This window comes from Micromonospora sp. NPDC003241 (genome assembly GCF_053589795.1).
Window position 1 is genome coordinate 70,642 of the sequence record NZ_JBSFSO010000011.1, and the last position, 26,249, is coordinate 96,890.

General features: G+C 72.8%; 26 protein-coding genes, 3 tRNA genes and 1 pseudogene. 18 read left to right on the forward strand and 12 right to left on the reverse strand.

The features are described from left to right. Positions 1-21 precede the first annotated feature (21 nt). Positions 22-1,308 (reverse strand): hypothetical protein, encoded by a 1,287-nt coding sequence (locus ACWDVW_RS12065; RefSeq protein ID WP_449947247.1) that lies wholly within the window; start codon positions 1,306-1,308, stop codon positions 22-24. A 273-nt stretch (positions 1,309-1,581) separates the two neighbouring features. Here ACWDVW_RS12065 and ACWDVW_RS12070 point away from each other — a divergent pair, with 273 nt between their 5' ends. From ACWDVW_RS12070 to ACWDVW_RS12085, 4 genes are all read left to right on the forward strand, one after another. After that, positions 1,582-2,385: a fumarylacetoacetate hydrolase family protein gene (locus ACWDVW_RS12070; protein ID WP_350693595.1), complete on the forward strand. Its 804-nt coding sequence runs from the start codon at positions 1,582-1,584 to the stop codon at positions 2,383-2,385. Between the two features lie 96 nt (positions 2,386-2,481). Continuing rightward, positions 2,482-2,553: transfer RNA gene (locus tag ACWDVW_RS12075), tRNA-Gln, on the forward strand. Positions 2,554-2,687: 134 nt separating this feature from the next. Continuing rightward, a tRNA-Glu gene (locus ACWDVW_RS12080) sits at positions 2,688-2,760 on the forward strand. A 356-nt stretch (positions 2,761-3,116) separates the two neighbouring features. After that, positions 3,117-3,192 (forward strand) — tRNA-Glu (locus tag ACWDVW_RS12085). Positions 3,193-3,393: 201 nt separating this feature from the next. Here ACWDVW_RS12085 and ACWDVW_RS12090 read toward each other — a convergent pair. Further along, the gene (locus ACWDVW_RS12090) at positions 3,394-4,080 is read right to left on the reverse strand and encodes an IclR family transcriptional regulator (protein ID WP_091084913.1); all 687 of its coding nucleotides are present in this window, start codon (positions 4,078-4,080) and stop codon (positions 3,394-3,396) included. Between the two features lie 49 nt (positions 4,081-4,129). On the opposite strand from ACWDVW_RS12090, the gene leuC reads away from it, so the two are divergent. The 4 genes from leuC (at position 4,130) to ACWDVW_RS12110 (ending at position 9,109) form a co-directional block, all read left to right on the forward strand. Further along, on the forward strand, positions 4,130-5,575 hold the full coding sequence (gene leuC, locus ACWDVW_RS12095; RefSeq protein ID WP_449947252.1) for a 3-isopropylmalate dehydratase large subunit: 1,446 nt from the start codon (positions 4,130-4,132) through the stop codon (positions 5,573-5,575). Positions 5,576-5,591: 16 nt separating this feature from the next. Next, positions 5,592-6,179 carry a 3-isopropylmalate dehydratase small subunit gene (gene leuD / locus ACWDVW_RS12100; protein ID WP_350693599.1) on the forward strand — a complete coding sequence of 196 codons (588 nt, stop codon included), beginning with the start codon at positions 5,592-5,594 and terminating at the stop codon, positions 6,177-6,179. A 173-nt stretch (positions 6,180-6,352) separates the two neighbouring features. Further along, a complete protein-coding gene (locus ACWDVW_RS12105) occupies positions 6,353-7,009 on the forward strand; it encodes an HU family DNA-binding protein (RefSeq protein ID WP_350693600.1) in 657 nt (218 codons plus the stop codon). 150 nt (positions 7,010-7,159) lie between these two features. Continuing rightward, on the forward strand, positions 7,160-9,109 hold the full coding sequence (locus tag ACWDVW_RS12110; RefSeq protein WP_449947255.1) for an endonuclease/exonuclease/phosphatase family protein: 1,950 nt from the start codon (positions 7,160-7,162) through the stop codon (positions 9,107-9,109). Between the two features lie 7 nt (positions 9,110-9,116). On the opposite strand, the gene ACWDVW_RS12115 is transcribed toward ACWDVW_RS12110, so the two are convergent. From ACWDVW_RS12115 to cofC, 4 genes are read right to left on the reverse strand one after another with little or no spacing between them, the layout of a single operon-like run. Then, complete coding sequence (locus ACWDVW_RS12115) at positions 9,117-9,995, reverse strand: NUDIX hydrolase (RefSeq protein WP_449947258.1); 879 nt, start codon at positions 9,993-9,995, stop codon at positions 9,117-9,119. 53 nt (positions 9,996-10,048) lie between these two features. Next, the gene (locus ACWDVW_RS12120) at positions 10,049-12,343 is read right to left on the reverse strand and encodes an RNA degradosome polyphosphate kinase (protein WP_449947261.1); all 2,295 of its coding nucleotides are present in this window, start codon (positions 12,341-12,343) and stop codon (positions 10,049-10,051) included. A gap of 54 nt (positions 12,344-12,397) precedes the next feature. Further along, positions 12,398-12,595, reverse strand: coding sequence for a cold-shock protein (locus ACWDVW_RS12125; RefSeq protein WP_449947264.1), 198 nt, complete (start codon positions 12,593-12,595; stop codon positions 12,398-12,400). A gap of 28 nt (positions 12,596-12,623) precedes the next feature. Next, positions 12,624-13,253 (reverse strand): 2-phospho-L-lactate guanylyltransferase, encoded by a 630-nt coding sequence (cofC, locus tag ACWDVW_RS12130; RefSeq protein WP_449947267.1) that lies wholly within the window; start codon positions 13,251-13,253, stop codon positions 12,624-12,626. A gap of 129 nt (positions 13,254-13,382) precedes the next feature. Between cofC and ACWDVW_RS12135 the strand changes: the two genes are divergently transcribed. The 5 genes from ACWDVW_RS12135 to ACWDVW_RS12155 all read left to right on the forward strand — a co-directional run bounded on the left by ACWDVW_RS12135 (position 13,383) and on the right by ACWDVW_RS12155 (position 18,350). Continuing rightward, positions 13,383-14,120, forward strand: coding sequence for a lysophospholipid acyltransferase family protein (locus tag ACWDVW_RS12135; protein WP_449947270.1), 738 nt, complete (start codon positions 13,383-13,385; stop codon positions 14,118-14,120). A gap of 126 nt (positions 14,121-14,246) precedes the next feature. Continuing rightward, positions 14,247-15,245: an NAD(P)H-dependent glycerol-3-phosphate dehydrogenase gene (locus ACWDVW_RS12140; RefSeq protein ID WP_449947273.1), complete on the forward strand. Its 999-nt coding sequence runs from the start codon at positions 14,247-14,249 to the stop codon at positions 15,243-15,245. A gap of 14 nt (positions 15,246-15,259) precedes the next feature. After that, positions 15,260-16,408, forward strand: coding sequence for a cystathionine gamma-lyase (locus tag ACWDVW_RS12145; RefSeq protein ID WP_449947275.1), 1,149 nt, complete (start codon positions 15,260-15,262; stop codon positions 16,406-16,408). Then, positions 16,408-17,259, forward strand: coding sequence for a putative protein N(5)-glutamine methyltransferase (locus tag ACWDVW_RS12150; protein ID WP_449947278.1), 852 nt, complete (start codon positions 16,408-16,410; stop codon positions 17,257-17,259). The genes ACWDVW_RS12145 and ACWDVW_RS12150 overlap by 1 nt, the downstream gene beginning before the upstream one ends. A 38-nt stretch (positions 17,260-17,297) precedes the next feature. Continuing rightward, entirely contained in the window at positions 17,298-18,350 is a 1,053-nt protein-coding gene (locus ACWDVW_RS12155) for an ROK family protein (protein WP_449947280.1), read from the forward strand. A 37-nt stretch (positions 18,351-18,387) separates the two neighbouring features. Here the strand turns inward: ACWDVW_RS12155 and ACWDVW_RS12160 are convergent, their stop codons facing one another. The 3 genes from ACWDVW_RS12160 to ACWDVW_RS12170 form a co-directional block, all read right to left on the reverse strand. Then, on the reverse strand, positions 18,388-19,041 hold the full coding sequence (locus tag ACWDVW_RS12160; protein WP_449947283.1) for a hypothetical protein: 654 nt from the start codon (positions 19,039-19,041) through the stop codon (positions 18,388-18,390). Between the two features lie 91 nt (positions 19,042-19,132). Further along, positions 19,133-19,333, reverse strand: a complete 201-nt coding sequence (locus ACWDVW_RS12165) for a DUF397 domain-containing protein (protein ID WP_449947285.1) — start codon at positions 19,331-19,333, stop codon at positions 19,133-19,135. 4 nt (positions 19,334-19,337) lie between these two features. Next, complete coding sequence (locus ACWDVW_RS12170; RefSeq protein WP_396749180.1) at positions 19,338-20,183, reverse strand: helix-turn-helix domain-containing protein; 846 nt, start codon at positions 20,181-20,183, stop codon at positions 19,338-19,340. 275 nt (positions 20,184-20,458) lie between these two features. Between ACWDVW_RS12170 and ACWDVW_RS12175 the strand changes: the two genes are divergently transcribed. Together ACWDVW_RS12175 and ACWDVW_RS12180 are read left to right on the forward strand one after the other, a co-directional pair. Beyond that, the gene (locus tag ACWDVW_RS12175; protein ID WP_396749178.1) at positions 20,459-20,695 is read left to right on the forward strand and encodes a hypothetical protein; all 237 of its coding nucleotides are present in this window, start codon (positions 20,459-20,461) and stop codon (positions 20,693-20,695) included. A gap of 145 nt (positions 20,696-20,840) precedes the next feature. Further along, complete coding sequence (locus ACWDVW_RS12180; RefSeq protein ID WP_449947289.1) at positions 20,841-21,947, forward strand: D-alanine--D-alanine ligase family protein; 1,107 nt, start codon at positions 20,841-20,843, stop codon at positions 21,945-21,947. A gap of 60 nt (positions 21,948-22,007) precedes the next feature. Here the strand turns inward: ACWDVW_RS12180 and ACWDVW_RS12185 are convergent, their stop codons facing one another. Both ACWDVW_RS12185 and ACWDVW_RS12190 read right to left on the reverse strand, forming a co-directional pair. Next, positions 22,008-22,628: a DUF3515 domain-containing protein gene (locus ACWDVW_RS12185; RefSeq protein WP_449947291.1), complete on the reverse strand. Its 621-nt coding sequence runs from the start codon at positions 22,626-22,628 to the stop codon at positions 22,008-22,010. Beyond that, the gene (locus tag ACWDVW_RS12190) at positions 22,629-22,862 is read right to left on the reverse strand and encodes an Lrp/AsnC ligand binding domain-containing protein (protein ID WP_088646044.1); all 234 of its coding nucleotides are present in this window, start codon (positions 22,860-22,862) and stop codon (positions 22,629-22,631) included. A 166-nt stretch (positions 22,863-23,028) separates the two neighbouring features. On the opposite strand from ACWDVW_RS12190, the gene ACWDVW_RS12195 reads away from it, so the two are divergent. Further along, complete coding sequence (locus tag ACWDVW_RS12195; RefSeq protein WP_449947294.1) at positions 23,029-23,967, forward strand: thiamine-phosphate kinase; 939 nt, start codon at positions 23,029-23,031, stop codon at positions 23,965-23,967. Between the two features lie 41 nt (positions 23,968-24,008). Continuing rightward, positions 24,009-24,476, forward strand: a complete 468-nt coding sequence (locus ACWDVW_RS12200; RefSeq protein ID WP_449947297.1) for a GNAT family N-acetyltransferase — start codon at positions 24,009-24,011, stop codon at positions 24,474-24,476. 202 nt (positions 24,477-24,678) lie between these two features. Here the strand turns inward: ACWDVW_RS12200 and rpmB are convergent, their stop codons facing one another. Next, entirely contained in the window at positions 24,679-24,870 is a 192-nt protein-coding gene (rpmB, locus tag ACWDVW_RS12205; protein ID WP_093401721.1) for a 50S ribosomal protein L28, read from the reverse strand. A 291-nt stretch (positions 24,871-25,161) separates the two neighbouring features. On the opposite strand from rpmB, the pseudogene ACWDVW_RS12210 reads away from it, so the two are divergent. Further along, positions 25,162-26,106 (forward strand): annotated as a pseudogene (locus tag ACWDVW_RS12210) (DAK2 domain-containing protein); the annotation flags it as partial. Between the last annotated feature and the right edge of the window lie 143 nt (positions 26,107-26,249).

The following is a 26,249-nucleotide window of genomic DNA, read 5'->3' on the forward strand; positions in this document are numbered from 1 at the left end:
CGGCCGCCGCCCGCCCGCCGGTCAGGGCACGTCCACCCGCACGCCGGCGGAGAAGACCCCGCTGCGCAACTCCAGGTGCCGGGGCGGCTCCGCGCCGTCGACCGTGAAGACCAGCGGCAGCACCGTACGACTGCCCGCCGCCATCGGCTCGGCGAAGACGTCCCGCCCCCGGTTGGCCCGCCGGGTGGCCTGCTCGTCGGTGGTGACCCAGTTGCCGTCCGCCAGGTACGCCCGCTGCAACTTGCCGTGCCAGGTGTGGTGCTCCGGGGTGACGTTGCGCACCCCCACGGTCGCCTGGCACTGGCGGGCGCCTCGGCCCGGCTCACAGGCCATCCGATAGACGGTGAACTCGAACGCGTCCTCGGTCAGCGGCACGCCGATCCCACCGCTGATCCCGGTGCCCTTCCAGGCGCCGCTGGTCGGCTGGCTGTCGGTGTCGATCGCGGCGACCCGCCGGGTGGCGGTCCACGCCGCCACCCCGATCGTGACGATGAGCACCGTCGCGGCCACCGGCACCACCAGCCAGACCGGCGGCGTACGGCGACGGACCGGGGGCCGGGGCGTGGCCGGGCGCGGGTACACCGTCCCCCGGCCCTCCGAGGCCAGCGCGGCGGCGACCGGCCGCCTGCGTCGACGCCAGGTGACGAAGCCGATAACGCCGAGCACCAGCACCGCGATCGCACCGGCGAGCAGCGCGGGCGCCTGATGCCGCCAGCCCGACTCCGCCGCCGCACCGGCCGCCGGTGCCGCCGGGGACGTCCAGGTGGCCGACGCGCAGTCGTACGGCTGCTGGTCGTCGGTGCCGTAGGCGCAGGCGGGCGTGGTCAGCGGTTGCTGCGCGGAGGCGGCGGTCAACGTGGTGTCCAACGTCCTGGTGCTGCGCGGCGGCAGGCTCAGACGCCAGGTCACCTCGGTCGCCGGTGACCCGTCGGGGCGTACCTCCCGGCCGCCGCCGCTGATCGTCGTCGCCGTGGCGCCCTGCGGCAGTTCCTGGCGCACCGTGGTGGAGACCGGCGCGTCGCCCCGGTTGCGGACCTCGATCCGGTAGCCGGGCGCGGCGGTGTTCTGCGGTCTCACCGCCACGCTGATCTCCGGCCTGGCCGCCGGTGAGGCGACCCGGGTCGGCGTGGGCACCGCCGGCGGTGCCGACGGCATGGTGGGCTCGGGCGTGGCGGCTGCCGCGTGCGGCCGACCGGGCGCCGGTGCGTCCGGGGCGGTGGCCGCCGGCAGGACCGGCAGCGCCGTGAGCAGACCGACGCAGTGCACGATCGCCGCGAGCTTCCTGTGGTGTCGTGTCGATGCAGGCATGCGAACGAACCTCCGCAGCCGACGCTAGGTGCGCGCGCACGTCGTGCGGGTACGAAGCGACGAATCCGGCCCCGACGCTGATCGTCGCGGGTACGCTGCGCCACCGTCGATCCGGCCGGACTGCGTTGGCCTGGGCGGTCCGGTCTGCGATCCGACGAGATTGGCTTGGGCGGTCCGGTCTGCGGCCGGACGAGATCGGCCTGGGCGGTCGGGTCTGCGGCCGGACGAGATTGCGCTGGTCGGTCCGGTCTGCGACCGGACTAGATTGGCCTGGTGCGTATCGCTCGTTTCGCTCATGCCAAGGGAATGTCGTTCGGGGTCGTCGAGGGGGAGCCGGAGGCGGGCCCGCAGGGGTTGACCGTCGCCGAGATCACCGGACACCCGTTCGGCCAGATCACGTTCAGCGGTGTCCGGTGGGCGCTGTCCGACGTCCGCCTGCTCTCGCCGATCCTGCCCAGCAAGGTGGTCTGTGTCGGCCGCAACTACGCCGAGCACGCCGCCGAGCACGGCAACGAGGTACCGAAGGAGCCGCTGCTCTTCCTCAAGCCCTCCACCTCCGTCATCGGCCCCCGGGACGCGATCCGCCTGCCCGAGTTCAGCAAGCAGGTGGAGCACGAGGCGGAGTTGGCCGTGGTCATCGGTGCCCCGGGCGCCCGCCGCGCCGACCGGGCCGCCGCCGAACGGGCGATCTTCGGCTACACCTGCGCCAACGACGTCACCGCCCGGGACCTCCAGCGTTCCGACAGCCAGTGGACCCGGGCCAAGGGGTTCGACTCGTTCTGCCCGATCGGTCCGTGGATCACCACCGGTCTGGACGTCACCGACCTGGAGATCCGCTGCGAGGTGGGACGCGACCCGGAGGAGATGGAGGTCCGTCAGCTCGGCCGTACCCGGGACATGGTCTTCGACGTGCCAGCCCTGGTGTCGTACGTCTCGCACGTGATGACGCTGCTTCCCGGCGACATCGTCCTGACCGGCACCCCGGCGGGGGTTAGCCCGCTCACGGACGGGGATACGGTGGCCGTCCGGATCGAGGGGATCGGCGAGTTGGCCAACCCTGTCGTGTCCGCGACCTGACCGCCGTTTACGCAGCTCAAGGGCGGTTTGGGGAAGTCGATTTGGCCCGTCGGTGCCGGGAGGGTAGAGTTTGCCCCCGGCGCCGCAAGGGGCCAATGGGGTATGGGGTAATTGGCAGCCCAACTGATTCTGGTTCAGTTAGTCTAGGTTCGAGTCCTGGTACCCCAGCGCAGCCGCGATTCGCAAGAATCGAGGCCGCTGGATTCTGGTGGAGTTCAGCACCGATGCTCTGCAAGGGCGTCGGTCGCGAGTTCTGGTAGAGTTTGGCGACACCACCGCGCGGTGGTGTCGCAATGTGTTCTGGCCCCGTCGTCTAGCGGCCCAGGACGCCGCCCTCTCAAGGCGGTAGCGCCGGTTCGAATCCGGTCGGGGCTACAAATTCAGGTGACGGCTCGTCCCGCTCAGCGGGCCGGGCCGTTTCGCTGTGGTGGGTGAGTCGAGCTGCGGCAGCCGATGCGCGCTCGACCGCCCGGCCCCCTGCCGCCCGATCTCCGCCCACCCCACTTCCGCCCGGCCTCCTGCCGCCCGACCCTCCGGCCCGGCTGCCCACCTCTTGCCGCCCGACCCTCCGGCCCGGCTGCCGCCGGCCGGGCGTCGCGCCTCACCCGATCGGGTGAAACCGCCTCCGACCTCGCCGGACGGCACCGCCCCACCCCAGATTCCGCCGCTGCGAAGGGCGCCGCTAGACTACTGCCGCACCGCCCGCAGGGGTGGTGAACCAGGAAAGTCTTGGCCCCGTCGTCTAGCGGCCCAGGACGCCGCCCTCTCAAGGCGGTAGCGCCGGTTCGAATCCGGTCGGGGCTACCACACCGAAGCCCGTCTCGCCCCGCGAGGCGGGCTTCTCCCATCCCACCCCCCCCCCGTTACCTCCCACTCCCACTCCCGCCCCAGCCCACTCTCCGGCGAGTTGATCAAGGAGTTTGCGTCGGGCTCGGGCCCTGCCGGTGACCAAAACTCCTTGATCACCGCGAACAAGCCGGGTGGGGAGGGAGGGGAGGGGAGGGTGGGTTAGAGGCCGGAGAGGCGTTGGCCGGCGCGGACGACGGCCATGGCGTGACGTTCGCCGGGGCGGCGGCCGAGCCGTTCGATGGGGCCGGAGATGCTGATCGCGGCGATGACCCGGCCGGTGCGGTCCCGGATCGGTGCGGAGACGCTCGCCACACCGGCCTCGCGTTCGGCGACGCTCTGCGCCCAGCCTCGGCGGCGTACCTCGGCGAGGGTGCGGCCGGTGAACTTGGACCGGGGCAGCAGCGGCATCACCGCCTCGGGCGGCTCCCAGGCGAGCAGGATCTGCGCCGCCGAACCGGCCACCATCGGCAGCACCGAGCCCACCGGGACGGTGTCCCGCAGGCCGCTGGCGCGTTCGGCGGCGGCCACGCAGATCCGTTCGTCCGCCCGGCGCAGATAGAGCTGCGCGCTCTCGCCGGTGGCATCGCGCAGCGCGGCCAGCAGTGGCTCGGCGGCGGTCAGCAGCACGTCCGGTGCGGCGTTCGCCAGTTCGCCCAGGCGTGGACCGGGACGCCAACGGCCCTGGGTGTCCCGGACCAGCATCCGATGGATCTCCAGCGCCTGTGCCAGCCGGTGCGCGGTGGCCCGGGGCAGCTTGGTGCGTTCAACGAGTTCGGCCAGGCTGGCGCCGTCGACACAGGCGGCCAGGATGACCACCGCCTTGTCGAGAACGCCGACACCGCTCATACTGTGTCCCACAAGCCGAAATTTACCTCCCAGAATTTAGGATGTCCAGATGGTGGGAGTCACTCCTGAGCCGAGGACCCTGGCCGAGAAGGTCTGGGACGCACACGTGGTCCGGTCCGCCGATGGTGAGCCCGATCTGCTCTTCATCGACCTGCACCTGCTGCACGAGGTGACCAGCCCGCAGGCCTTCGACGGGCTGCGGCTCGCCGGTCGCCCGGTGCGCCGTACCGACCTCACGCTCGCGACCGAGGATCACAACACCCCGACCGGGTACGCCGATCCCTCGTTCCGGCAGCGTCGTGGTGACCTGCTCACCATCGCCGACCCCACCTCCCGTACGCAGATCGAGACGCTGCGCCGCAACTGCGCCGAGTTCGGCGTGAAGCTGCACCCGCTGGGCGACGAGAACCAGGGCATCGTGCACGTCATCGGGCCGCAGCTCGGGCTCACCCAGCCCGGCATGACGATCGTCTGCGGCGACTCGCACACCGCCACCCATGGCGCGTTCGGTGCGCTGGCGTTCGGCATTGGCACCAGTGAGGTCGAACACGTCCTGGCCACCCAGACGCTGCCGCAGGCCCGCCCCAAGACGATGGCGGTCACCGTCAACGGCCGACTCCGTCCCGGCGTCACCGCCAAGGACCTGGTCCTCGCGCTCATCACGAAGGTGGGCACCGGCGGCGGGCGCGGGCACATCGTGGAGTACCGGGGCGAGGCGATCCGGGCGCTCTCCATGGAGGGCCGGATGACCATCGCCAACATGTCCATCGAGTGGGGCGCCAAGGCCGGCATGATCGCGCCGGACGAGACCACCTTCGCGTACCTCAAGGGGCGGCCGAACGCACCGGCCGGCGCGGACTGGGACGCCGCGGTCGCGTACTGGCGGACGCTGCCCACCGACGAGGGCGCGACGTTCGACGCCGAGGTGACGCTGGACGCGGCCGAGATCACGCCGTTCGTCACCTGGGGCACCAACCCGGGCCAGGGCGCGCCGCTGGGCGCGGCGGTGCCGAACCCGGACGACTTCGGCACCGAGCCGGAGCGGGCCGCCGCCCGTCGGGCCCTGGAGTACATGGACCTGCGGCCCGGCACGCCGCTGCGGGACCTCTCGGTCGACGTGGTCTTCGTCGGCTCCTGCACCAACGGTCGGCTGGAGGACCTGCGGGCCGCCGCCGACGTGCTGCGCGGCCACCAGGTCGCCGACGGCGTACGCATGCTGGTCGTGCCGGGCTCCGCCGCGGTACGCGAGGCCGCCGAGTCCGAGGGGCTGGACAAGGTCTTCACCGACGCGGGTGCCGAGTGGCGCTTCGCCGGCTGCTCGATGTGCCTGGGCATGAACCCGGACACGCTCTCCCCGGGGCAGCGTTCCGCCTCCACCTCGAACCGGAACTTCGAGGGCCGGCAGGGCCGGGGTGGGCGTACCCACCTGGTGAGCCCGCCGGTCGCCGCCGCCACCGCCGTGGCCGGTCGGCTGGCCGCCCCCGCCGACCTGTAGAGAAGGGCTGCGACAGATGGACAAGTTCACCGTGCACACCGGCACCGCCGTGCCGCTGCGTCGGTCCGACGTGGACACGGATCAGATCATCCCGGCCGTGTACCTCAAGCGGGTGACCCGTACCGGATTCGCCGACGGGTTGTTCAGCGCGTGGCGGGAGGACCCGGGATTCGTACTCAACGATGAATCATATTCGGGTGCCTCGATTCTGGTGGCCGGTCCGGAGTTCGGTACCGGGTCGTCGCGGGAGCACGCCGTGTGGGCGTTGCGCGACTTCGGCTTCCAGGCGGTGATCTCGCCGCGCTTTGGTGACATCTTCCGCGGCAACGCCCTCAAGGAGGGTCTGCTCCCGGTCGAGCTGGAATTGAAAGCCGTCGAGGAGATCTGGGCCCTGGTCGAGTCCGACCCGAAGGCCGCGATCACCGTCGACCTCACCGCCCGGCAGGTCCAGGCGGGCGGTTCCACGTGGTCGTTCCCGCTCGACGACTTCAGCCGCTGGCGGCTGATGGAGGGCTTGGACGACATTGGACTCACCCTTCGTCACGAGGCGCAGATCAGTGCCTTCGAGGGCACTCGGTCGCCCTTCCTGCCCCGCGTCGCCTAGGCCGTTCACCCGGCTCCGTCGCCGATTTCGCCCCCACCGGTGCCACCGGTGGGGGCGAATCCGTTACGACACAAGGGCTTTTTTCCACCGAATGTTTGTGTCCGGGCAGCACAGGGCATACCGTGCGCGCAGAATGGCTCGCGTCGAGTCAGTTGCACAATCAGGAGGAAGTAGTGAACAAGGCCGAGCTCATCGAGGCGCTCGCCGTTCGCCTGGGGGACCGGAAAACGGCGACGGCCGCGCTCGACGCGGTCCTCGCTGAGGTCCAGGCGGCGGTCACCAAGGGCGAGAAGGTGGCGATCACCGGATTCGGAGCGTTCGAGAAGCGCGTACGGGGCGCGCGAACAGCCCGCAACCCGCGTACCGGGGAGGCGGTGAAGGTCAAGAAGACCTCGGTGCCGACCTTCCGTCCGGGCGCTGGGTTCAAGGAGATGGTGGCCAACGGCAAGGTGCCGAAGGCCACGGCGGCGGCGAAGAAGACCGCCGCGGCCACCGCCAAGACCACCGGTGCGAAGGCGACCGGTGCGAAGGCGACGGGTGCGAAGGCGACCGCTGCCAAGAAGACGACCACGGCGAAGGCCACCGCGGCAAAGAAGACGACCGCCACGAAGACCACGGCGGCGGCGAAGAAGACGACCGCGGCCAAGGCGACCAAGACCACCGCCGCGGCCAAGAAGACGACCGCCAAGAAGACGACCGCCACGAAGAAGGCCGCCCCGGCGAAGAAGACCGCCACGGCGTCCAAGGCCACCGCGGCCAAGAAGACCGCGACGGCCAAGAAGGCACCGGCGAAGAAGGCGCCGGCCAGGAAGAGCGCGACCCGGCGCTGAGCCGGTCGTACGACGAGGGCGTCCGCCGCACGGCGGGCGCCCTCGCCATGTCCGTCGGGTCCGCCGCCGAAGGTCCGCATCCGAGAGACGTTGACGGGGCGGGGCACGACGCCCAGAATCGCCGGACCACCCCTCGGCGAAAGAGGAACCGTGTCGCGTCACCGCCATCTCGGTACCGCCACCCTGGCCCTCGGTCTCGTCGTCCTGACCGACGTGCTGCGGGTGTTCCTGCCGTCGGTCATCACCATCTTCGGGCAGGCCGCCTCGACTCCGGCCGAGCTGCTCGGGGCGTTCGCCCTCGGCTGGTTCGTGCTGGCGCTCGCCGCACCGCCGCTCGTCCGGCTGGTCGGCAGCCGCGTGGTCGGCGTGGTGGCCGTGGCGCTGCTGGGCGTCGCCCGGCTCGCCCTCACCGCCGGCCCCGGCGGCGACGCGCAGCTCTGGCTCGCCGGCGCCGGCCTGCTCGCCGGTCTGGTGTGGCTCGCCGCGACCGCGGTCCGGGGCGAGCGCACCGTACCCGGACTGGCGCTCGGACTGGCCGCCGCGGCGCTCGGGCACGTTCTGGTCGGCACGTACGACCTGGTGTGGTGGGGGAGTTGGGCGGCGTGGGTGGCCGGCGGTGTGATGGTGGTGGCGCTGCTCGCCGGTGAGGTCCTGCTCGCCCGTCGTTCCGATACGTCCACGCCGGTGCCGCACGGTCGGGCGTGGTTGCTCGTCGGGCCGGCGTTGTTGCTGGGCGGCATGGTGGCGTTGGCACCGGCGGTGGTGAGCACCGCGACGTCCTACTGGTTCGGCGCGGCGGGCACCGCCTCGACCCCGCTGTTCGCGTTCGCGCCGCTCGGCCTGGCGCTGGCGGTGTTCCTGCTCGCCGCCCTGACTCCGCCCCGGCCGCGTACCCGACTGGTGTGGCCGGGGCTGCTGCTGGCCGGTGCCCTGCTGTTCGGGTACGGCCCGCCGGCGATGCTGACCGTCGCGGTGCTGCTCAGCGCGGCCGGTCTGGGCGGCTGCCTGGCGTCGGCCGACGGGGCCGCCGTGCCGTCGGCACGGTCCGCGACCCGTCGGGGGTACGCGGCGGTGGGCGGCATGCTCGTCTTCGCGGTCGTCTCGGTGCTCTACTACGCCGCCTACGACCTCGGCTATCCCAACGGGTGGCTGCCGGCCCTGGTGGCCGCGCTGACCGGCCTGATCGCGCTGGAGGGCCGTCTTCGGCCCCGTCCGGCCACCGCACCGGCCACCGAGGAGTTCGGCGCTCCAGCGGCTGCTCCGGCCGTCCCGGGGGCCAGCACGTTCGCCCAGCTGCCCAGGGTGCCGATCGCCGTGCTCGCCGCGCTGACCGCCGTCGTCGCGGCGGTGGTGCACGAGCCGTGGCCGGTGGCGACGAACCGGCCCGGTCCGCCCGAGCAGGTGCGGGTGGTGGCCTACAACATCCGGATGGGCTTCGGCATGGACGGCCGGTTCGACCTGCCCGCCCTGGAACGGGCGGTCCGGGGCGCCGACGTGGTGGCGCTCAGCGAGGTGGACCGGGGCTGGCTGCTCAACGGCGGCCACGACACCCTGCACCTCTTCTCCGCCCGGCTGGGCCTGCCGTACGTCTTCGCGCCGGCCGCCGACGCGCTCTGGGGCGACGCGGTGCTCAGCCGGTGGCCGGTGGACCGGGCCCGGACCCGGGTGCTGCCCGCCGTGGGCGCACCCACCGGCGCGCAGGCGCTCGGCGTGACCGTGGACTTCAGCGAGGGCGTACGCCTGGCCGTGGTGAGCACGCACCTGCAACCACCGCCCGGTGCGGATCCGGTGGTGCAGGCCCGTGCCGTCGCCGAGTTCGCCACCGGGTACGCCGACGGCCTGCCGCTGGTGGTCGCCGGTGACTTCAACACCGAGCCGGGCGACCCGGCGTTCGCCGCGCTCACCGGCGCCGGTCTGGTCGACGCGTTCGCCGCCGCCCGCCCGCTGGCGACCAGTCCGGCCGACGACCCGCGTCAACAGATCGACCACGTCTTCGTCTCACCCGACCTGGTCGCCTCGGACGCCGTCGCGACCCCCGGCACCGCCAGCGACCACCTGCCGGTCGCGGTCACCCTCACCCTGCCCGGCGGTGCCGGCTGACGTCGGATCAGAGCCGGTCGGCGGCGACGAGGCGGTCGTCGCTGAAGGCGAGCAGCCAGCCCGTGCCCTTGTCGGTGTCGTAGTCGCCGTCCTGCCCGGCGAGGCGTTCCAGCGCGCCCGGGATCACCTTGCCCTGGCTGCACACCGCCGTCCGTTCGCCGGCGGCGGCCAGCGCGACCATCCGTGCCGCCGCGGCGAGGACCCGTTCGTCGGGCTGCTGGCCGGCGAGGGGCTCGTCCAGGTCGCCGCTGATCTCGATCGGCAGGTCCAGCGTCGCGGCGGCCGGGTCCAGTGTCTGTACGCAGCGGCGGGGTGACGCCGACAGCAGCCGGCTGGGCCAGGTCAGCGCGATCAGCGGTGCCAACGCCCGCGCCTGCGACCAGCCCCGGTCGTCCAACGGCCGGGCCGTGTCCGGGCCGGACCAGGTCAACCGCTTGCCGGCGTGGCCGTGCCGGACCAGCACCATGGTGGCGGTGACCCGGGGCAGGGCGGCGAACGCGGCCAGGATCTCCGCGTCGTGCGGGTAGCTGGCCAGCGCCACCGCGTCGTCCACGTCGAGCCAACGCACCGCGTCGACCTCGGTGCCCGGCTGGAAGCCGCCGGTGCCCATCGCCCGCATCGACCAGTAGTCGACCTCCTTGAGACTGCCCTCGCTGCGGTACCGCACCGAGGGCAGGCGCACCTCGGGCGCGGCCCGCGCGTCGGCCTCCTCGGCGACCTCCCGGACGGCTGCCGCCAACGGATGCTCGCCCGGCTCCAGCTTGCCCTTGGGCAGGGTCCAGTCGCCGTACCGGGGGCGGTGCACCAGACAGACCTGGACGTCGTCGTACGATCCGGGCCGCCACACCACGCCGCCGGCCGCCCGGATCTCGATCACGTCGGGCATCCGGTCCGTCGCCGTTCCTCCTCGATCATCCGCTCAGCCTATTCCGCCGTCGCTCACCCGGCGGTGCTGCCGACCCGCCGCAGCAGCATCCCCTGCAGGTGGGCCGGTGGCGCGTCGGTCGTGCCGTTACGCCGGGTCCAACTCCCGTCGGCGGCCAACTCGAACGCGTCGATGTCGGGGCTCATCGCGGCACCGAACACCTGGTCCAGTTCGGCCCGGGCCACCGGGTCGCTGACCTGGACCAGTGCCTCGACCCGCCGGTCCAGGTTGCGGTGCATCAGGTCGGCGGAGCCGATCCAGAACTCGGCGTCGCCGTTGTTGCCGAACCGGAAGACGCGGGAGTGTTCCAGGAACCGGCCGAGGATCGAGCGGACCCGGATGTTCTCCGACAGCCCCGGTACGCCGGGACGCAACGTGCACATGCCCCGGATGATGAGGTCGACGTGGACGCCGGCCTGGGAGGCCCGGTACAACGCGTCGGTGATCTCCTCGTCGACCAGCGCGTTCACCTTGAACTGCACGAGTCCCGGCATGCCCAGCCGGACGTGGGCGATCTCCCGTTCGACGCGTTCGATCAGGCCGCTGCGGATGCCCTGCGGCGCCACCAGCAGCCGCCGGTACGCGGTCTGCCGGCTGTAACCGGTCAGCACGTTGAACAGGTCGGTCAGGTCGGCCCCGATCTCCGGGTCGGCGGTGAGCATGCCGAAGTCCTCGTAGAGCCGGGCCGTCTTCGGGTGGTAGTTGCCGGTGCCGATGTGGCAGTAGCGCCGGATCTGGTTGCCCTCCTGGCGTACCACCAGCGCGGTCTTGCAGTGTGTCTTGAGCCCGACCAGGCCGTAGACCACGTGACAGCCGGCCCGTTCCAGGGTGCGCGCCCACCCGATGTTGGCCACCTCGTCGAACCGCGCCTTCAACTCCACCAGCACCACCACCTGCTTGCCCGCTTCGGCGGCGTCGACCAGCGCGTCCACGATCGGCGAGTCGCCGCTGGTGCGATAGAGCGTCTGCTTGATGGCCAGCACGTTCGGATCGGCGGCGGCCTGCTCCACGAAGCGTTGCACGCTGGTGGCGAACGAGTGGTACGGGTGGTGCACCAGCACGTCCCCGTCGCGCAGGGTGGCGAAGACGCTGCGCGGCACCTCGCCCTCGGCGAGCCGGGGATGGGTGGCCGGCACGAACGGCGGGTCCTTGAGGTCGGGCCGGTCGGCCTCGCCGTACAACTGCCAGAGCGCCGAGAGGTCGAGCAGGCCCCGGACCCGCAGTACGTCCTGGGCGTCCATGTCCAGTTCGCGGACGAGCAGCTCCAGCATGTGGTCGGAGATGGAGGCGGCCACCTCCAGCCGGACCGGCGGGCCGAAGCGACGCCGGGCAAGCTCCCGTTCCAGCGCCTGGAGCAGGTCCTCGTCGCGGTCCTCGTCCACCTCCACCTCGGCGTTGCGGGTGACCCGGAACAGGTGGCACTCCACCACCTGCATGCCGGAGAAGAGCTGGCCGAGGTGCACCGAGATGACGTCCTCGACCGGCACCATCCGCACCCCGGGCTGGTCCCGGTCGACGCGGACGAACCGGGGCACGTTGTTGGGCACCTTCACCCGGGCGAACAACTCGGGCCCGCCGTCCGGGTCGCGCACCGACACGGCCAGGTTCAACGACCGACCGGAGATGTACGGGAACGGGTGGGCCGGGTCGACCGCGAGCGGGGTGAGCACCGGGAAGATCTGCTCGCGGAAGTAGGCGCGCAGCCGGTCCCGCTCGGCGTCACCCAGGTCGGACCAGCGCAGGATCCGGATGTCCTCGTCGGCGAGCTTGGGCAGCACGTCGTCGACGAAGCAGGTGGCGTGCCGGGTGACCAGGGTGGCGGCTTTCTCGGCGACGAGCGCCAACTGGGTACGCAGCGGCATGCCGTCGCCGCCGCGCACCGGCAGGCCGGCGGAGAGCCGGCGCTTGAGCCCGGCCACCCGCACCATGTAGAACTCGTCCAGGTTGCTGGCGAAGATGGCCAGGAACTTCGCCCGCTCCAGCAGCGGGGTGCGCGGGTCCTCGGCCAGCGCCAGGACCCGGGCGTTGAAGTCGAGCCAGGACAGCTCCCGGTTGAGGAACCGGTCCTCCGGCAGCGGCCGGACCGGCGGCGGCTCGTCGCCGGAGGGTTCCGTGGCACCCGGCCCGGACACCGGGTCGATCACCTCCTCCAGCCCGGTGGAGGCGGCGGCCGGGTCGGTGCCGTTCAGGTCGTTGGTCGGCCGGGTACGGCGGAAGCGCCCGTCTGATCCCCGGGAGCGACCTGCGTCGCGGCTGGTGTCGTCGTCGGTGCCGGCGGGACTGGCGTGGCGTTCGCGAGGGGTGCTCACCTGCTCATAATCACCCGACTCGGGTTAACGCAAAATGAACTTCCGCTGGGTAGGTCAGGACATCGTCGGCAGGGTCACGCGGATCACGTCCCCGTCGGCGTCGGTCTCGACGCGGACCCGCTGGCCGAGCCGGAGCAGCCGCAGCCCGGAGGCGTCGAAGGCGCGGGCCGGGAAGGACAGCTCGGTGCCGTCGTCGAGCAGCAGCAGCCCGCTGCGGGTCGCCGCGTCGAAGGTCGCCACCGTGCCCTGCATGCCCAGCACCGTACACCGCAGGGGTGGCTCAGCCGGTGAGGCAGCCGGCGGCCAGTCGCGCGGTGCGCGGCCCGAGCCCGAGCCGGGCGGCGGCGGCCAGGTCGTCCGGAATGTCCACGTCTCGGCGCAGGCTGGGCCAGTCGCCGGCCAGCAGCCGGGCGCCGCTCGCCGCGTGCGCCGCGGCCGAACCAGGCCCGAAACACGGCCCGAGGGGCACGTCGGCCGGCGCGGTCAGCAGCACGGTGCCGGTACCCGGCGCGTCGGCCACGAAGCAGCGGACGCCGGGTGGGGCGTCCCGCGCCGCGCGCAGCGCCGCCGCCAGCTCTACCGGACGCAGCGCCGGAAGATCGGCGGTGATCCCGGCCACCGGACCGGACACCTGTGCCGCACCGTGCCGGAACGCGCCGTTGAGTCCGGCGTCCGCGACGTCCGCCAGCACCCGCGCCCCGGCCGCGAGGGCCTCGGCCCGGACCCGGGCGTCGTCGGTGACCACGAGCACCTCGACCACCTCGGGACAGGCCCGCACCGCGTCGAGGGTGTCGGCCACGAGCGCCAGCGCCAGCTCCTCGTGGGGTACGCCGGGCAGCCCGCCACGCAGCCGCGACTTGGCGGCGACCAGGCGTTTGACCGGCACCACCACGCTCCAGGGCTGACTCACACCTGTCATCCTGCCAGCCCGGCGGCGGTACCCTCACTGGCCGTACCAGGGGCGAACAGGCATGATTTCGGCTGCGGGCGTCACCGGATCTCTCCGGTGGGCGGGTCGGGGTGGGCACGAGGAGGCACGGTGGGTCGGCGCAGGCTGGGGTTCTGGCGGAGGTTCGCCGTGGTGCTGGTCAAGCCGGTGGTGACCGTCTGGACCCGGCGTACCTGGCGGGGCATGGAGCACCTGCCGCAGGACGGTCCGGTGATCATCGTGGCGAACCACATCTCGCACGCCGATCCGCTGGTGTCGGCGCACTTCGTCTACGACGCCGGCCGGTGGCCGCAGTTCCTCGGCAAGGCGAGCGTGTTCAAGGTCCCGGTGGTCGGCTGGATCCTGCAACGGTGCCGCCAGATCCCGGTGGAGCGCGGCTCGGTCGACGCGGCCAAGTCGCTGGAAGCCCTGGTCAAGGCGCTGAGCGAGGGCGCGGCGGTGATCATCTATCCGGAGGGCACCACCAGCCGGGAGCCGGACCTGTGGCCGATGAAGGGCAAGACCGGCGCGGCCCGGCTGGCGCTGACCACCGGTGCCCCGGTCGTGCCGGTGGCGATGTGGGGCCCGGAGCAGATCTTCGACCCGCGCCGGGCCCGGCTGAACCCGCGCCCCCGCATCCCGGTCAGCGTGGTGGCCGGTCCGCCGGTCGACCTGAGTCGCTGGGCCGGCGCCGCGCCGAGCCGGGCGGTGCTGGAGGAGATGACCGACGTGATCATGCTGCGGGTGCGGGACCTGCTCGCCGAGATCCGGGGCGGCACACCTCCGCCGCTGTGGCAGCGCACCTCCCGCGCCAACGCCAACGCCGACCGCCCCGAGGCGACGGCATGAGCGAGCGTCAGCCTCGTGGCGGCACGCAGCGAAGCGGAGTGCCGGCATGAGCGAGCGTCAGCGAGTGAATCGTCAGCGCGGTGCGGTGGTGCCTCGTGGCGGCACGCAGCGAAGCGGAGTGCCGGCATGAGCGGACATGTGGCGGTGCTGGGGGCCGGGTCGTGGGGGACCGCGTTCGCCAAGATCCTCGGCGACGCCGGGCGGGACGTCACGATCTGGGCGCGGCGACAGTCCATCGCCGACGTCCTCCGGGACGAACGGTGCAATCCGGAGTACCTGCCGGGAGTGGTGCTGCCGCAGCGGGTCACCGGCACCGGTGACGCCGCCGAGGCGATCGAGGGCGCCGAGATGGTGGTGCTGGCGGTGCCGTCGCAGACGCTGCGCGGCAACCTCGCCGAGTGGGTCGGTCACCTGCACCCCGACGCCACCCTGGTCTCGCTGATGAAGGGTATCGAGCTCGGCACCACCAAGCGGATGAGCGAGGTCATCGTGGAGACCGCCGGTGTGGCGGCGGACCGCGTGGTGGTGGTCTCCGGGCCCAACCTGGCCCCGGAGATCGCGGCCGAGCAGCCGGCCGCCACCGTGGTCGCCGGCACCGACGCCGACCGTGCCGCGCAGGTGCAGCACTCGATCACCACGCCGTACTTCCGGCCGTACACGAACGACGACGTGATCGGCTGCGAGCTGGGCGGGGCGGTGAAGAACGTGATCGCCCTGGCGTACGGCATCGCCACCGCCATGGGGTTCGGTCACAACACCCGGGCGATGCTGGTCACCCGGGGACTGGCCGAGACGGCCCGGCTCGGGGTGGCCCTCGGTGCCGACCCGCTCACCTTCGCCGGCCTGGCCGGCATGGGTGACCTGGTCGCCTCCTGCTCGTCGCCGTCGGCCCGCAACCGCACCTTCGGCGAGCACCTGGGTCGGGGCGCGACGCTGGAGGAGGCGCGGGTGGCGACCCGGCAGACCGCCGAGGGCGTGAAGAGCGCGCTGGCGATCCGGGACCTGGCCCGCGCGCACGGGGTGGAGATGCCGATCACCGAGCAGGTCGAGCTGGTCTGCCACGAGGGCGTCGACCCGCGGCGCGCGGTCCGGGCGCTGATGAGCCGCACCACCAAGCCGGAGTGAGCCGCGTGGACGAGATGCGTTCCCCTTCCCCCGAGCCGGACGACCGGACGTTCGGGTCGGCCGGTGACGGCACCCGCTGCGTACACGCGGGTCTGCCCGAGCCGACGCCCGGCGCGCCCTTCCTGCCCGGTCCGGTCTTCGCCGCGCCGTACCACCTGGATCCCCGGCAGGGACCGGCGGCGGCGCCGAACGGCTACGGGCGGCCGGACAACCCGACCCGTCGCCTGCTGGAGGCGGCGATCGGCGAGCTGGAGGGCGGCGACTGCCGGGTCTTCGCCAGTGGCCAGGCGGCGATCACCGGCCTGCTGCTGGCGGTGCTGCGGGCCGGTGACACCGTGGTGCTGCCCGCCGACGGCTACTTCCCGGTGCGCGCGTTCGCCACCGACACACTGGCCGGCAACGGGGTCCGGGTGCTGTTCGCGCCGACCGCCGGGCCGTACCCGGACTTCACCGGGGTACGCCTGGTGCTGGTGGAGACGCCGGCCAACCCGGGACTCGACGTGGTGGACCTGCCCGCCCTGGCCGAGCGGGTGCACGCGGCCGGCGCCCTGCTGGCGGTGGACAACACCACCGCCACCCCGCTCGGTCAGCGTCCGCTCGACCTCGGCGCGGACCTGGTGGTGGCCTCCGGCACCAAGGCGTTGACCGGGCACTCCGACCTGCTGCTCGGCTACCTCGCGACCCGGTCGACGCCGTTGCTGGAGCAGGCCACCGGCTGGCGGACGGTCACCGGTTCGGTGCCCGGGGCGTTCGACGCCTGGCTGGCCCACCGCTCGCTGGCCACGCTCGACCTGCGGCTGGCCCGGCAGACGGCGAACGCCGAGGCGCTGGCCCGACTGCTCGTGGCCCGCCCCGACGTGTCGGGGGTGCGCTGGCCGGGACTGCCGGACGACCCGGCGTACCCGGTGGCGTCGCGGCAACTGCGGCGGATGCCGGGGGTGCTCTCCTTCGACCTGGCCGACGCCGACCGGGTCGCCCGGTTCCTCGACGCGGCCCGGCTGGTCGGGGCGGCGACCTCGTTCGGCGGCCTGCACACCACCGCCGACCGGCGCGCGCAGTGGGGCGACGACACCGCACCCGGCTTCGTCCGACTCTCCTGCGGGGTGGAGGACACCGTCGACCTGGTCGCCGACGTCACGGCCGCGTTGGACGCGGCAGCCTGATGGAGCCCGTCTCCCCGGCCGAGATCGACGCCCTGGCGCGCCGGCTGCGGGAGGCCGGTTGTGTCTGGGCCGAGGACGAGAGTCGCCTGCTGGTCGAGGGGGCCGACAGCCCGGAGACGTTGGCCGGGCTGGTCGACCGGCGGGTCGCCGGCGAACCGTTGGAGTACGTGCTCGGCTGGGCGGAGTTCTGCGGCGAGCGGATCGGCGTACGGCCGGGGGTCTTCGTGCCCCGGTCGCGTACCGCGCTGCTGGTCTCGGCCGCGGTGGCGGTGACCGGACCGGGCGCGGCCGTGGTGGAGCTGTGCTGCGGTTCCGGTGCGGTGACCCGGGCGCTGGCCGGTCGGCTCACCGCGCCCCGGCTGGTGGCCGCGGTCGACCTGGATCCGGCGGCGGTGGCCTGCGCCCGACGGAACCTGGCCGACCTGGCGGTGCCGGTGCTCCGCGGTGACCTGTTCACGCCGCTGCCGGCCGCCTGCCGGGGTGCCCTGGACCTGGTGGTGGCGAACGCCCCGTACGTGCCGACGGCGGCGCTGCCGTTGCTGCCGCCCGAGTCCCGTCGGTACGAGGCGCCGGTGGCGCTGGACGGCGGCCCGGACGGCCTGGCGGTGCTGCGCCGGGTCGCCACCACCGCGTCGCGCTGGCTCGCCCCCGGCGGACACCTGGTGGTGGAGGTGGGCGAGGACCAGGTGGACGAGCTGTGGACGGTGCTGACCGGGGTCGGTCTGGTGCCGGAGGTGCTCCGCGACGCCGATCTGGGGGCCACCGCGATGACCGCCCGCCAGCCGGTCCGTGCCGGACACCGGGACGGGAACGGCCCGGCAAGCATGGCGGGCCGGCGGACCGAGAACTAACCTCGCGTCAGGTTCGGACGGCGGGAGGCGGGTTTCGGGTGAGTGGCGCAGCGGTGCCGGTGGTCGTCGGGATCGACAACGGAGGAACGAGCAACAACACCACGGTCCTGACCCTCGACGGGCGGTTCCTGGTGGACGAGCTGGTGGAGACGCCCAGCGAGGTGCAGGCCGGGCCGGAGGCGGCGGTGGCGGCGATGGCACGGGCCTTCGACGGCGTGCTGACCCGGACCGGGGTGCCCCGCGAGTCGGTCCGGGCGGTCGGGCTGGACACGCCGGGCCCGGCCAGCGCCACCGGGGTGATCTCGTCGAAGGGCTCGACGAACTTCTCCCAGCCGGCCTGGCGCGGGTACGACGTGCGGGGCGCGCTGGAGCGCCGACTCGGGCTGCCGGTGGTGTATCACAACGACGGCAACGCGGCCGCGCTCTACGCCCACCACGTGCACTTCGGTGCCGACGCGATGCGGCGGTCGTCGGTGTCGGCGATCGTCGGCACCGGGCTGGGCGGCGGCGTGGTGGAGAACGGCCGGGTGGTGTCCGGCGCGGCCGGCATGGCCGGTGAGCTGGGGCACGTGCAGATCCCGCTGACCACCGTGCTGGCCCCGGAGCAGCCGGTACCGACCTGCGCCTGCGGTTTCGCCGGTGACGTGGAGAGCGTGGCCTCGCTGACCGCGATCGGCCGCAACCTGTTGCCGTACTGGCTGACGCGCTTTCCGGGTCACCCGCTGGCCGACGAGTCACCGGCTCGGGCGGCCAAGCTGGTACGCGGCTACGGCGAGCGCGGCGACGAGATGGCCCGGGAGATCTTCGCGCAGCAGGCACGGGCGCTCGGCGCGCTGTTCACCATCGCGGCGAACTTCACGGATCCGCACGCGTACTTTGTCGGTGGTGGCGTGGTGGAGACGGTCCCGGAGTTCCGCGACTGGTTCCTCACGGCGGTACGCGAGCACACCGCGCTCCGCGCGGAGCAGGCCGCCCTGGCCACGTTCGCGTTGGTGCCGGAGCGAGACATGGCCGGTGCGCGGGGCGTCGCGCTCGCCGCACTGGAGGCGGCCCGGGACCTGCCGGCACCACTGCCGCTGGTCGGCGACTGACCCCGTCCGCTGGTCGGCGACTGATCCCGGTCGCCGGTCAGCCCAGTCGGACGTCTTCGAGGACCGGGAAGTCGTACCAGCTCAGCGAGAAGGGCTCGGTGGGGGACGGGGACACCGGGAAGGCGCCCCACGTGTCGGTCGACTGTCCCGGGGCGACGGTGACCGTCTCGCCGGCCCGTTCGGCGGCACACCAGGTGTCGGTGGGGCGTACGGTGCGGCCGTCGGCGAGGGTCAACGCGGAGGAGTTCAGGTCGTCCTCGCGGCTCGGGCAGCTCAACGGCCACGGCAGCAGCGAGTCGTTGCGGTAGCGGAAGGTGAGTCGCAGCGTGCCGGCGGAGGTCTCGGCACCGGTCAGCGTGAGGCTGAACGACGACTGCTGGTAGATCTGGCGGTCGAGCCGGTACGTCTGCCGGTCGGTGCCCGCCGGGGTCGGCGAAGCGTCGTCCGCGTCCCGGGCGGGAGTCCCGCTGCGGTCCGTCACGTTCTCCGGGCTCTGGTCCGATCCGGCCTCGACGGACGGCGACCGTGGATCGGCCAGGTAGTAGCCGGCGAGGGAACCGATGATGGCGAGACTGGCCGTCGCCACGACGACGGCGGTCAGGACGCCGTACCTTCTCTCCACACGGACCCCCGGCTGCTGGGCGGCAACGTCGGCCGTGAAGGTAGCACCGGTGGGGAAGCGCGTCGGCACCCGAGCCGAGGCTGACCGGGCCGGCGGTGCCCTTACCGGCCCGGTCAGCGGTCCTGGTGTGGTGGTACGGCTCAGGGGGTGCGGACCCGGGTCAGCGGGTCGGGGGCGACTGGGCGAAGGTGGTCCAGGCGGTCGGCGGGAAGTGCAGCAGCGGGCCGTCCGGGTCCTTGGAGTCGCGTACGGCCACCGTCCCGGGAACGACCGCCACCTCCACGCAGGCTCCCTCGTCGCCGCTGTGGCTGCTCTTGCGCCACCCGGCCACGGCCACCACGGTGTTGGTCGTCGGTGTCATTCTCTTACCGTCCCTTCAGGGTTTTCAGCAGGAGGTCACGGCTGTCCGTCGGGCTGAGTGCGACAGTCCGCAGGTGTTCCATGATCTTGGTGCAGGTGCGCAGGTCACCGGGCCGATCCAGGATCATCTGGCCGGCGACGGTCTCCACCGAGGCGATGATCGGGTCCTCCGGGTCGGCGAACTCGAGGATGTGCAGCGAACCTCGGGTGCCCCGGTGGTAACCGGCGACCAGCGGGATCACCTGCACGGTGATGTTCGGCAGATCGCTCATCTTGAGCAGATGGTTGAGCTGCCCCTGCATGGCCGACTCGTCGCCGACGGGACGCAGCAGCGCCGCCTCGTCGAGGATCGCGTCGAAGATCGGCGGGTCCTGCTCGAAGACCCGCTGTTGCCGGTCGAGCCGCATGTGGACCCGCTCCTCGACGTCGTTGTCGCTGAGCGTGTGCGGTCCGCCCCGCATCACCGCGCGGATGTAGTCGGCGGTCTGCAACAGACCCGGCATCACCGACGGCTCGAAGTTGGCGATGCCGGTGGCCTCGGCCTCCAACGCGATGAAGTCGATGGTGCGCCGGTCCAGCAGGTACGAGTACGAGACCCACCAGCCGGGCTTGCGCGCGTCCTTGGCCAGCGCGACGGCCGCGGCGACGTCCTCGGCCTTGACGCCGTAGAGGGTGAGCAGCGCCCGCACGGTGGCGGGGCTGACCAGTGTCTGCGCGTTCTCGTAGCGGGAGAGCGTGCTACGGGTGCTGTTGATCTCGTCGGCCGCGGCCTCCAAGGTGAGGCCGGCGGCTTCCCGGTGGTGGCGCAGCGCGAGGCCCAACCGGCGAGCGCGAGCGGTCTTCGGTGCCATGCATCGATGGTCGCACGTATTTGGGACTCTGTACATGAGAGAACGTCGGTGAGAGTTGCATTCATGCCCATGGACCTGTCAGTCTGTTAGCGCGTCCTCACCGCCGGTTGTCGTGGCGACGGTGGTGGTGAGCGACCGGAGGGGATGGGGCGCGCGGCGGTCGGGTTATTCCCCCGTACCCGACCGCCGCGTGCCGCGCCAGTTGTCGGCCACCGGAAGGGAATCGACGTGCGAACTGGTCAGCGGGTGTGCGCCGAGCGCCTCGGCGGCCGGCGATGACACGTTTCCTGGTAGTCCTGACCGACGTCCGTCCATACGAGATGGACGGTCGCAACGAGCGGGTCACCCCGGAGCGGCGACGCCAGGTCGTCGGCGCGAGCAGCCGGGAGGCGGCGGACCGGATCGCCGGCGCGTTCATGGCCCTGGGCATGGTGCGCGCGGGCCGGCAGCGGGTCAAGGTGATCGCCATCGGCCGGCGGCACGCGTTCGGCGAGCGGGAACTGGTCGGCTGAGCTGCCCCGGTAACGCACCGTATATGTCGCGTTGACCGAATGCTGTCATCCCGTGTTCCCGCAGGGTATCGGCCACCCGGCTCCGCCACGCACAGTAAGGTCATCCGGGAGAGCGCCAGCAGTGCGTCCCGGAAAGGTGACCGCAGTGACCACCCCAGGCAAGACCCGCGTGGCGATCGTCTTCGGCGGCCGCAGTCCGGAACACGGCATCTCCTGTGTCAGTGCCGGGAGCGTGCTCGCCGCGCTGGACCCCGACGAGTTCGAAGTGGTGCCGGTGGGCATCACCCGGGCCGGGCAGTGGGTGCTGACCAACGGCGACCCCGCCCAACTGGCGATCAGCGCGCGTCAGCTGCCGGAGATCACCGCCGCGTCCGGTGTGGACGTGGTGCTGCGCGCCGACCCGACCGGCAGCGGCCTGCTGGTGCTCGACCCGGCCGACGGCCCCCGCGCGCTGGCCGATGTGGACGTGGTCTTCCCGGTCCTGCACGGCTCGTACGGCGAGGACGGCACCATCCAGGGCATGCTGGAGATGGCCGGCATCCCGTACGTCGGGGCGAAGGTGTTCGCCTCGGCTGCCGCGATGGACAAGGAGTTCACCAAGAAGCTCTGCGCCGCCGAGGGCATCCCGGTCGTCCCGTACGCGGTGCTGCGCAGCGGAATGACGCTCAGCGAAGCGGACAAGGAGCGGCTCGGCCTACCGGTCTTCGTCAAGCCCTCCCGGGCCGGGTCCTCGTTCGGCGTCAGCAAGGTCAGCGACTGGGCGGACCTGGAGGCGGCGATCGCCTTCGCCCGGGAGATCGACAGCAAGGTGCTGGTCGAGAGCGCCATCGTCGGTCGCGAGATCGAGTGCGGCGTGCTGGAGGGCGAGGCCGGCGGGACGCCCGAGGCGTCCGTGCTCGCCGAGGTGCGGGTGGTCGGCGACTACGAGTTCTACGACTTCGAGGCCAAGTACATCGACGCGGCGTCCGCCTGCGAGTACGACCTCCCCGCCGACCTGCCCGACCGGGTCACCCGAGAGGTGCGCGACTACGCCGTCCGGGCCTTCACCGCCCTGGACTGCGCCGGCCTGGCCCGGGCCGACTTCTTCGTCACCCCGGAACTGGACGTCTATCTCAACGAGATCAACACGATGCCCGGCTTCACGCCGACGTCGATGTTCCCCCGGATGTGGGCGGCGGCCGGCCTGGAGTACCCGAAGCTGATCGACCGGCTGATCCGCACCGCGCTCACCCGCGGACCCGGGCAGTACTGAGTCCCCACCCCGACGCGGCGGGCCCGCCACCGGGGCGGCGGCCCGCCGTCGGCAGGTGGGTCAGGCGGTGCAGCCGGTGGGCTTCGAGTCGCCCGACGGGATCGACTCGACGATGGTCGCGGAGATCGGGGCGGCCCACTGCAACGCCTCGCCGTAGAAGTGCGGCACCCGCAGGGTCACCTCCGTCTCCCGGTCGACCGTGGTCAGCTCCGTCGCGTCCGGCCCCTCCACCGCGAACCAGCAGACCGAGTTGACCAGGTAGAGGTGCGCGTCGCGGGCCAGGGCGGGCCGTTGGGCACCGCAGGCCACCGTCATTGCCGGATCGCCGTACGCGGCGTTCTGCTCGGGACCGGCCGAGACCGGCCGCTGCGACAGGTCACGGACGGTGTCCGGCAGCTGTGACAACAGGGCGCGACAGACCACGGTCGGTCGTTCGGCCAGCTCGGGAGCCGCCATCTCGACCGGGGTGGTGGACCGGGGAGCGGCCGTGCTCGGTGACGCCGTGGGTGCGGCGGTCGGCTCGCTCGACGGGATATTGGCCCAGGCGACCGCGCCCACCAGCAGCGCCACCGGCAGCGCCACGGCGGTGGCGATCAGCGCGGCGGAGCGGTTCGTGCGGTCGGGCGCCTTCGCGCCCTCGGAGCGGTCCCCGTCGGCCGGCTTCTCGGTGGTCTCGTCCACTTACAGTCGCACCACCGAACAGGTCAGGGTGCGGGTGATGCCGGGCACCATCTGCACGTTGCTGACGATGAGCTTGCCCAGCTCATCGACGGTGTTGGCCTCGGTGAGCACGACCACGTCGTACGGCCCGGTGACGGCGTCGACCCGGACCACACCGGCGAGATCCGCGATGAGACCGGCCACGTCACGTGCCCGACCGACCTCTGTCTGGATGAGGATGTACGCCTGTACCACGCTCGACCTCCCTCCGTCGCCGCCGTCAAGCGGCCCGAAGGGAGAAAGTACCTTACGGACCAGGGGTGATCCCTATCGGTGGCCAAGGAGAAGCAGTGAGCGAGCGAGCTGAGCGGCTCAACGCGACGACGTCCCCCGTCGGCACGGGGCGTGACGGAGCGGCGGCGTGAGCGTGGCGGGTGTCGGCGAGTTCGGGCTGATCGACCGGGTGACCTCCCGCCTGTCGTACGGCTCCACGGTGCTGCTCGGCCCCGGTGACGACGCGGCCGTGGTCGCTGCGCCCGACGCCAGGGTGGTCGCCTCGACGGACGTCCTGGTGGAGGGGCGGCACTTCCGCCGGGACTGGTCCGGCGCGTACGACATCGGGCGCCGGGCGGCGGCGGCGAACCTCGCGGACGTGGTGGCGATGGGCGCCGACCCGACCGCGCTGTTGGTGGCGCTCTGCGTACCGGCCGACGCGGCCACCGACTGGGTGGAGCAGCTCGCCGACGGGCTCGGTGCCGAGGCGGCCGAGGTCGGCGCCAGCGTGGTGGGCGGGGACATGTCGGCCAGCCCCACCCTGACCATCGCGGTCACCGCCCTGGGTGACCTGGGTGGTCGTGCCCCGGTGACCCGGGCCGGTGCGCGACCCGGGGACCTCGTCGCCCTGGCCGGTCGCACCGGGTACGCGGCGGCCGGATTCACCGTGCTCTCCCGGGGGTTCCGGACGCCCCGGCTGCTGGTCGAGGCGTACCGGCGGCCGGAGGTGCCCTATCCGGCCGGGCCGCAGGCCGCCCGGCTCGGTGCCACCGCGATGATCGACGTCTCCGACGGGCTGCTGGCCGACCTCGGGCACGTGGCGAGGGCCAGCGGGGTGACCGTCGACCTCACCCGGGACGCCTTCGAGGTGCCGCCGCAGATGCGGGACGCCGCGCAGGCGCTCGGCGTCGACCCGTACTCCTGGTTGCTGGCCGGTGGCGACGATCACGCCCTGGTGGCGACCTTCCCGCCGACCACGGCGCTGCCCGCCGACTGGCGGGTGGTCGGCCGGGTCGGGGAGGGCTCCGGGGTGACCGTGGACGGGCGACCGTTCGACGGTCCGGGCGGCTGGGATCACTTCCGGTGACCCCGCCCGGTAAGGGGCAGGCCGGGTCGTACCCTTTACCTGTGCAGCAGATCGAGATCCACGTGGTGCCCTTCGACTCCCCGGTCGCGCAGCGGTTGATCACCGCCGCGCTGGCCGATCTGGGCGCCCGCTACGGCGGCAGCGGCGACGAGACCCCGGTCGACGCCGACGAGTTCGCACCCCCGGCCGGGGCGTTCCTGGTCGCCCATTTAAACGGGCAGCCGGTCGGCTGCGGCGGCTGGCGCAGTCACGGCGACCAGGGCGACACCGCCGAGCTGAAGCGGATGTACACCGCGCCGCAGGCCCGTGGCCGAGGGGTGGCCCGGACGGTGCTCGCGGCCATCGAGCGCTCGGCCCGCGAGCACGGCCGCAAGCGGCTCATCCTGGAGTGCGGCGACCGGCAGCCCGAGGCGATCGCGATGTACACCGGTGCCGGCTACGAGCGGATCCCCAACTTCGGGTTCTACGCCGCCGAGCCCGGCTGCCTGTCGTTCGGCCGCACGCTCTGAGACGTTCTGAGATGTTCTGAGATGTAAGGAAGGGTCCCCTGCTAACGCCTGGTGCATAGCAGGGGACCCTTCCTAACATCAGCGACGGCGCCGCCGCCGGTTCGGTGCCGGCGCTGCCGCCGGTGCGGACCTTCCGGGCGCGGACACGACGATGCCGGTGGGCCATCGGCCCACCGGCATCGAACGACAGTGTGATCCCGCGTCAGGCGCGCGCGACCTTGCCCGCCTTGATGCAGGACGTGCAGACCTTCAGCTTCTTGGTCGTGCCGCCACCGGCGGGGGTACGCACCGACTGGATGTTCGGGTTCCAGCGGCGGTTGGTCCGCCGGTGCGAGTGGGACACGTTGTGGCCGAAGCCCGGTCCCTTGCCACAGACGTCGCACACGCTAGCCACGGGATACTCCTGGGTTTGAAACGTTCATGAGGTCGCCGGCAGGTGCTGCCCGGGCAACCTGGCCAGGGTACCCGATGGTGGAACCGGCTGCCCAATCGGCCCCGGCCCGGCCTCGGCGGCCGCCGTCCGGCACCAGGACCGGCCCCACCGGGAGCCCGGCCGCCCGGCACGGCGGATCCGGCCGAGTGGCACCCGGGTCCGGCCAAGTGGCTTGTGGGCCGAGTGGCACGTGGATCCGGCCGCGACGTGACACGCCCGGCGACTGTCACCCTACGCCAGTAGGCTTCCACCGTGCTGGACACCCTCGATGCCGCCGCCGTGCGCCGCTGGTGTGCCAGCGGGCTGGCCACGCTCAAGCGGCACCAGCGGGAGATCGACGACCTCAACGTCTATCCGGTGCCCGACGGCGACACCGGCACCAACCTGGTGCTCACCCTCACCTCGGCCCAGCAGGCCCTGGCGATGGATCTCGACACCGGGGCGGACGGCACCTCGACCGCGCACGGGCACGCCCTGCGGCTGCTGGCCCGGGGCGCGCTGCTCGGGGCCCGGGGCAACTCCGGCGTGATCCTGTCGCAGATCCTGCGCGGCCTCGCCGACGCGCTGGGCCCCGTCCCCGAGGTGCGCGGACGGGAGTTGGCCGCCGCCCTGCGCGTGGCGAGCGACGCGGCGTACGCGGCGGTGGCCCGGCCGGAGGAGGGCACCCTACTGACGGTGGCGTCAGCCGCCGCCGACGCGGCCGCGCGGGTCGCCGACGGCGCGCTGCCCACGGTGACGCGGGCCGCCGCGTCCGGCGCGGCGACGGCCCTGGCGCGTACGCCCGAGCAACTGCCGGCGTTGGCCCGGGCCGGTGTGGTCGACGCCGGTGGGCGGGGGTTCAGCCTGCTGCTGGACGCGCTGGTCGAGGTGGTCACCGGGGAGAACCCGGTGACCTGCACGCCGACTCCCCGGCCGGTGCCACTGGCCGCCGCTCGGGAGACCATGTCCGCCGGGTACGCCTACGAGGTGCAGTTCCTCCTCGACGCCGAGCCCGAGGCGGTGCGGAGGATGCGCGACGAGTTGGACGCGCTCGGCGACTCCCTGGTGGTGGTCGGTGACGGCAGCCCGACCGGCGGGACCTGGCAGGTGCACGTGCACGTCGACGACATCGGGGCGGCGATCGAGGCGGGTGTGGTGGCCGGCCGCCCGTACCAGATCTCGGTGACCCGCTTCGCCGACCAGCGTGCCCCCGAGGCGACCCCGGCCTCCGACGCCGCCTCAGCTCTCGACAACACCCCGGCGCCCGGCACGACTCCGGCCCCCGGCGCGGCCCCGACCTCGCCCCCCGGCGCGGCCCCGGTCCCCGGCGCGACCCTGGCCTCCGGCGCGGCCCCGACCTC

Excerpts from the sequence above, each read along its gene's own strand:
- ACWDVW_RS12090 (WP_091084913.1), bottom strand. The coding sequence starts at position 4,080 with ATGAGCGGTGTCGGCGTTCTCGACAAGGCGGTGGTCATCCTGGCCGCC.
- ACWDVW_RS12175 (WP_396749178.1), top strand. The coding sequence starts at position 20,459 with ATGACACGTTTCCTGGTAGTCCTGACCGACGTCCGTCCATACGAGATG.
- ACWDVW_RS12165 (WP_449947285.1), bottom strand. The coding sequence starts at position 19,333 with ATGACACCGACGACCAACACCGTGGTGGCCGTGGCCGGGTGGCGCAAG.
- ACWDVW_RS12170 (WP_396749180.1), bottom strand. The coding sequence starts at position 20,183 with ATGGCACCGAAGACCGCTCGCGCTCGCCGGTTGGGCCTCGCGCTGCGC.
- ACWDVW_RS12115 (WP_449947258.1), bottom strand. The coding sequence starts at position 9,995 with ATGCCCGACGTGATCGAGATCCGGGCGGCCGGCGGCGTGGTGTGGCGG.
- ACWDVW_RS12145 (WP_449947275.1), top strand. The coding sequence starts at position 15,260 with ATGCGTTCCCCTTCCCCCGAGCCGGACGACCGGACGTTCGGGTCGGCC.
- ACWDVW_RS12065 (WP_449947247.1), bottom strand. The coding sequence starts at position 1,308 with ATGCCTGCATCGACACGACACCACAGGAAGCTCGCGGCGATCGTGCAC.
- ACWDVW_RS12125 (WP_449947264.1), bottom strand. The coding sequence starts at position 12,595 with ATGCAGGGCACGGTGGCGACCTTCGACGCGGCGACCCGCAGCGGGCTG.
- leuC (WP_449947252.1), top strand. The coding sequence starts at position 4,130 with ATGGTGGGAGTCACTCCTGAGCCGAGGACCCTGGCCGAGAAGGTCTGG.
- leuD (WP_350693599.1), top strand. The coding sequence starts at position 5,592 with ATGGACAAGTTCACCGTGCACACCGGCACCGCCGTGCCGCTGCGTCGG.
- ACWDVW_RS12140 (WP_449947273.1), top strand. The coding sequence starts at position 14,247 with ATGAGCGGACATGTGGCGGTGCTGGGGGCCGGGTCGTGGGGGACCGCG.
- ACWDVW_RS12150 (WP_449947278.1), top strand. The coding sequence starts at position 16,408 with ATGGAGCCCGTCTCCCCGGCCGAGATCGACGCCCTGGCGCGCCGGCTG.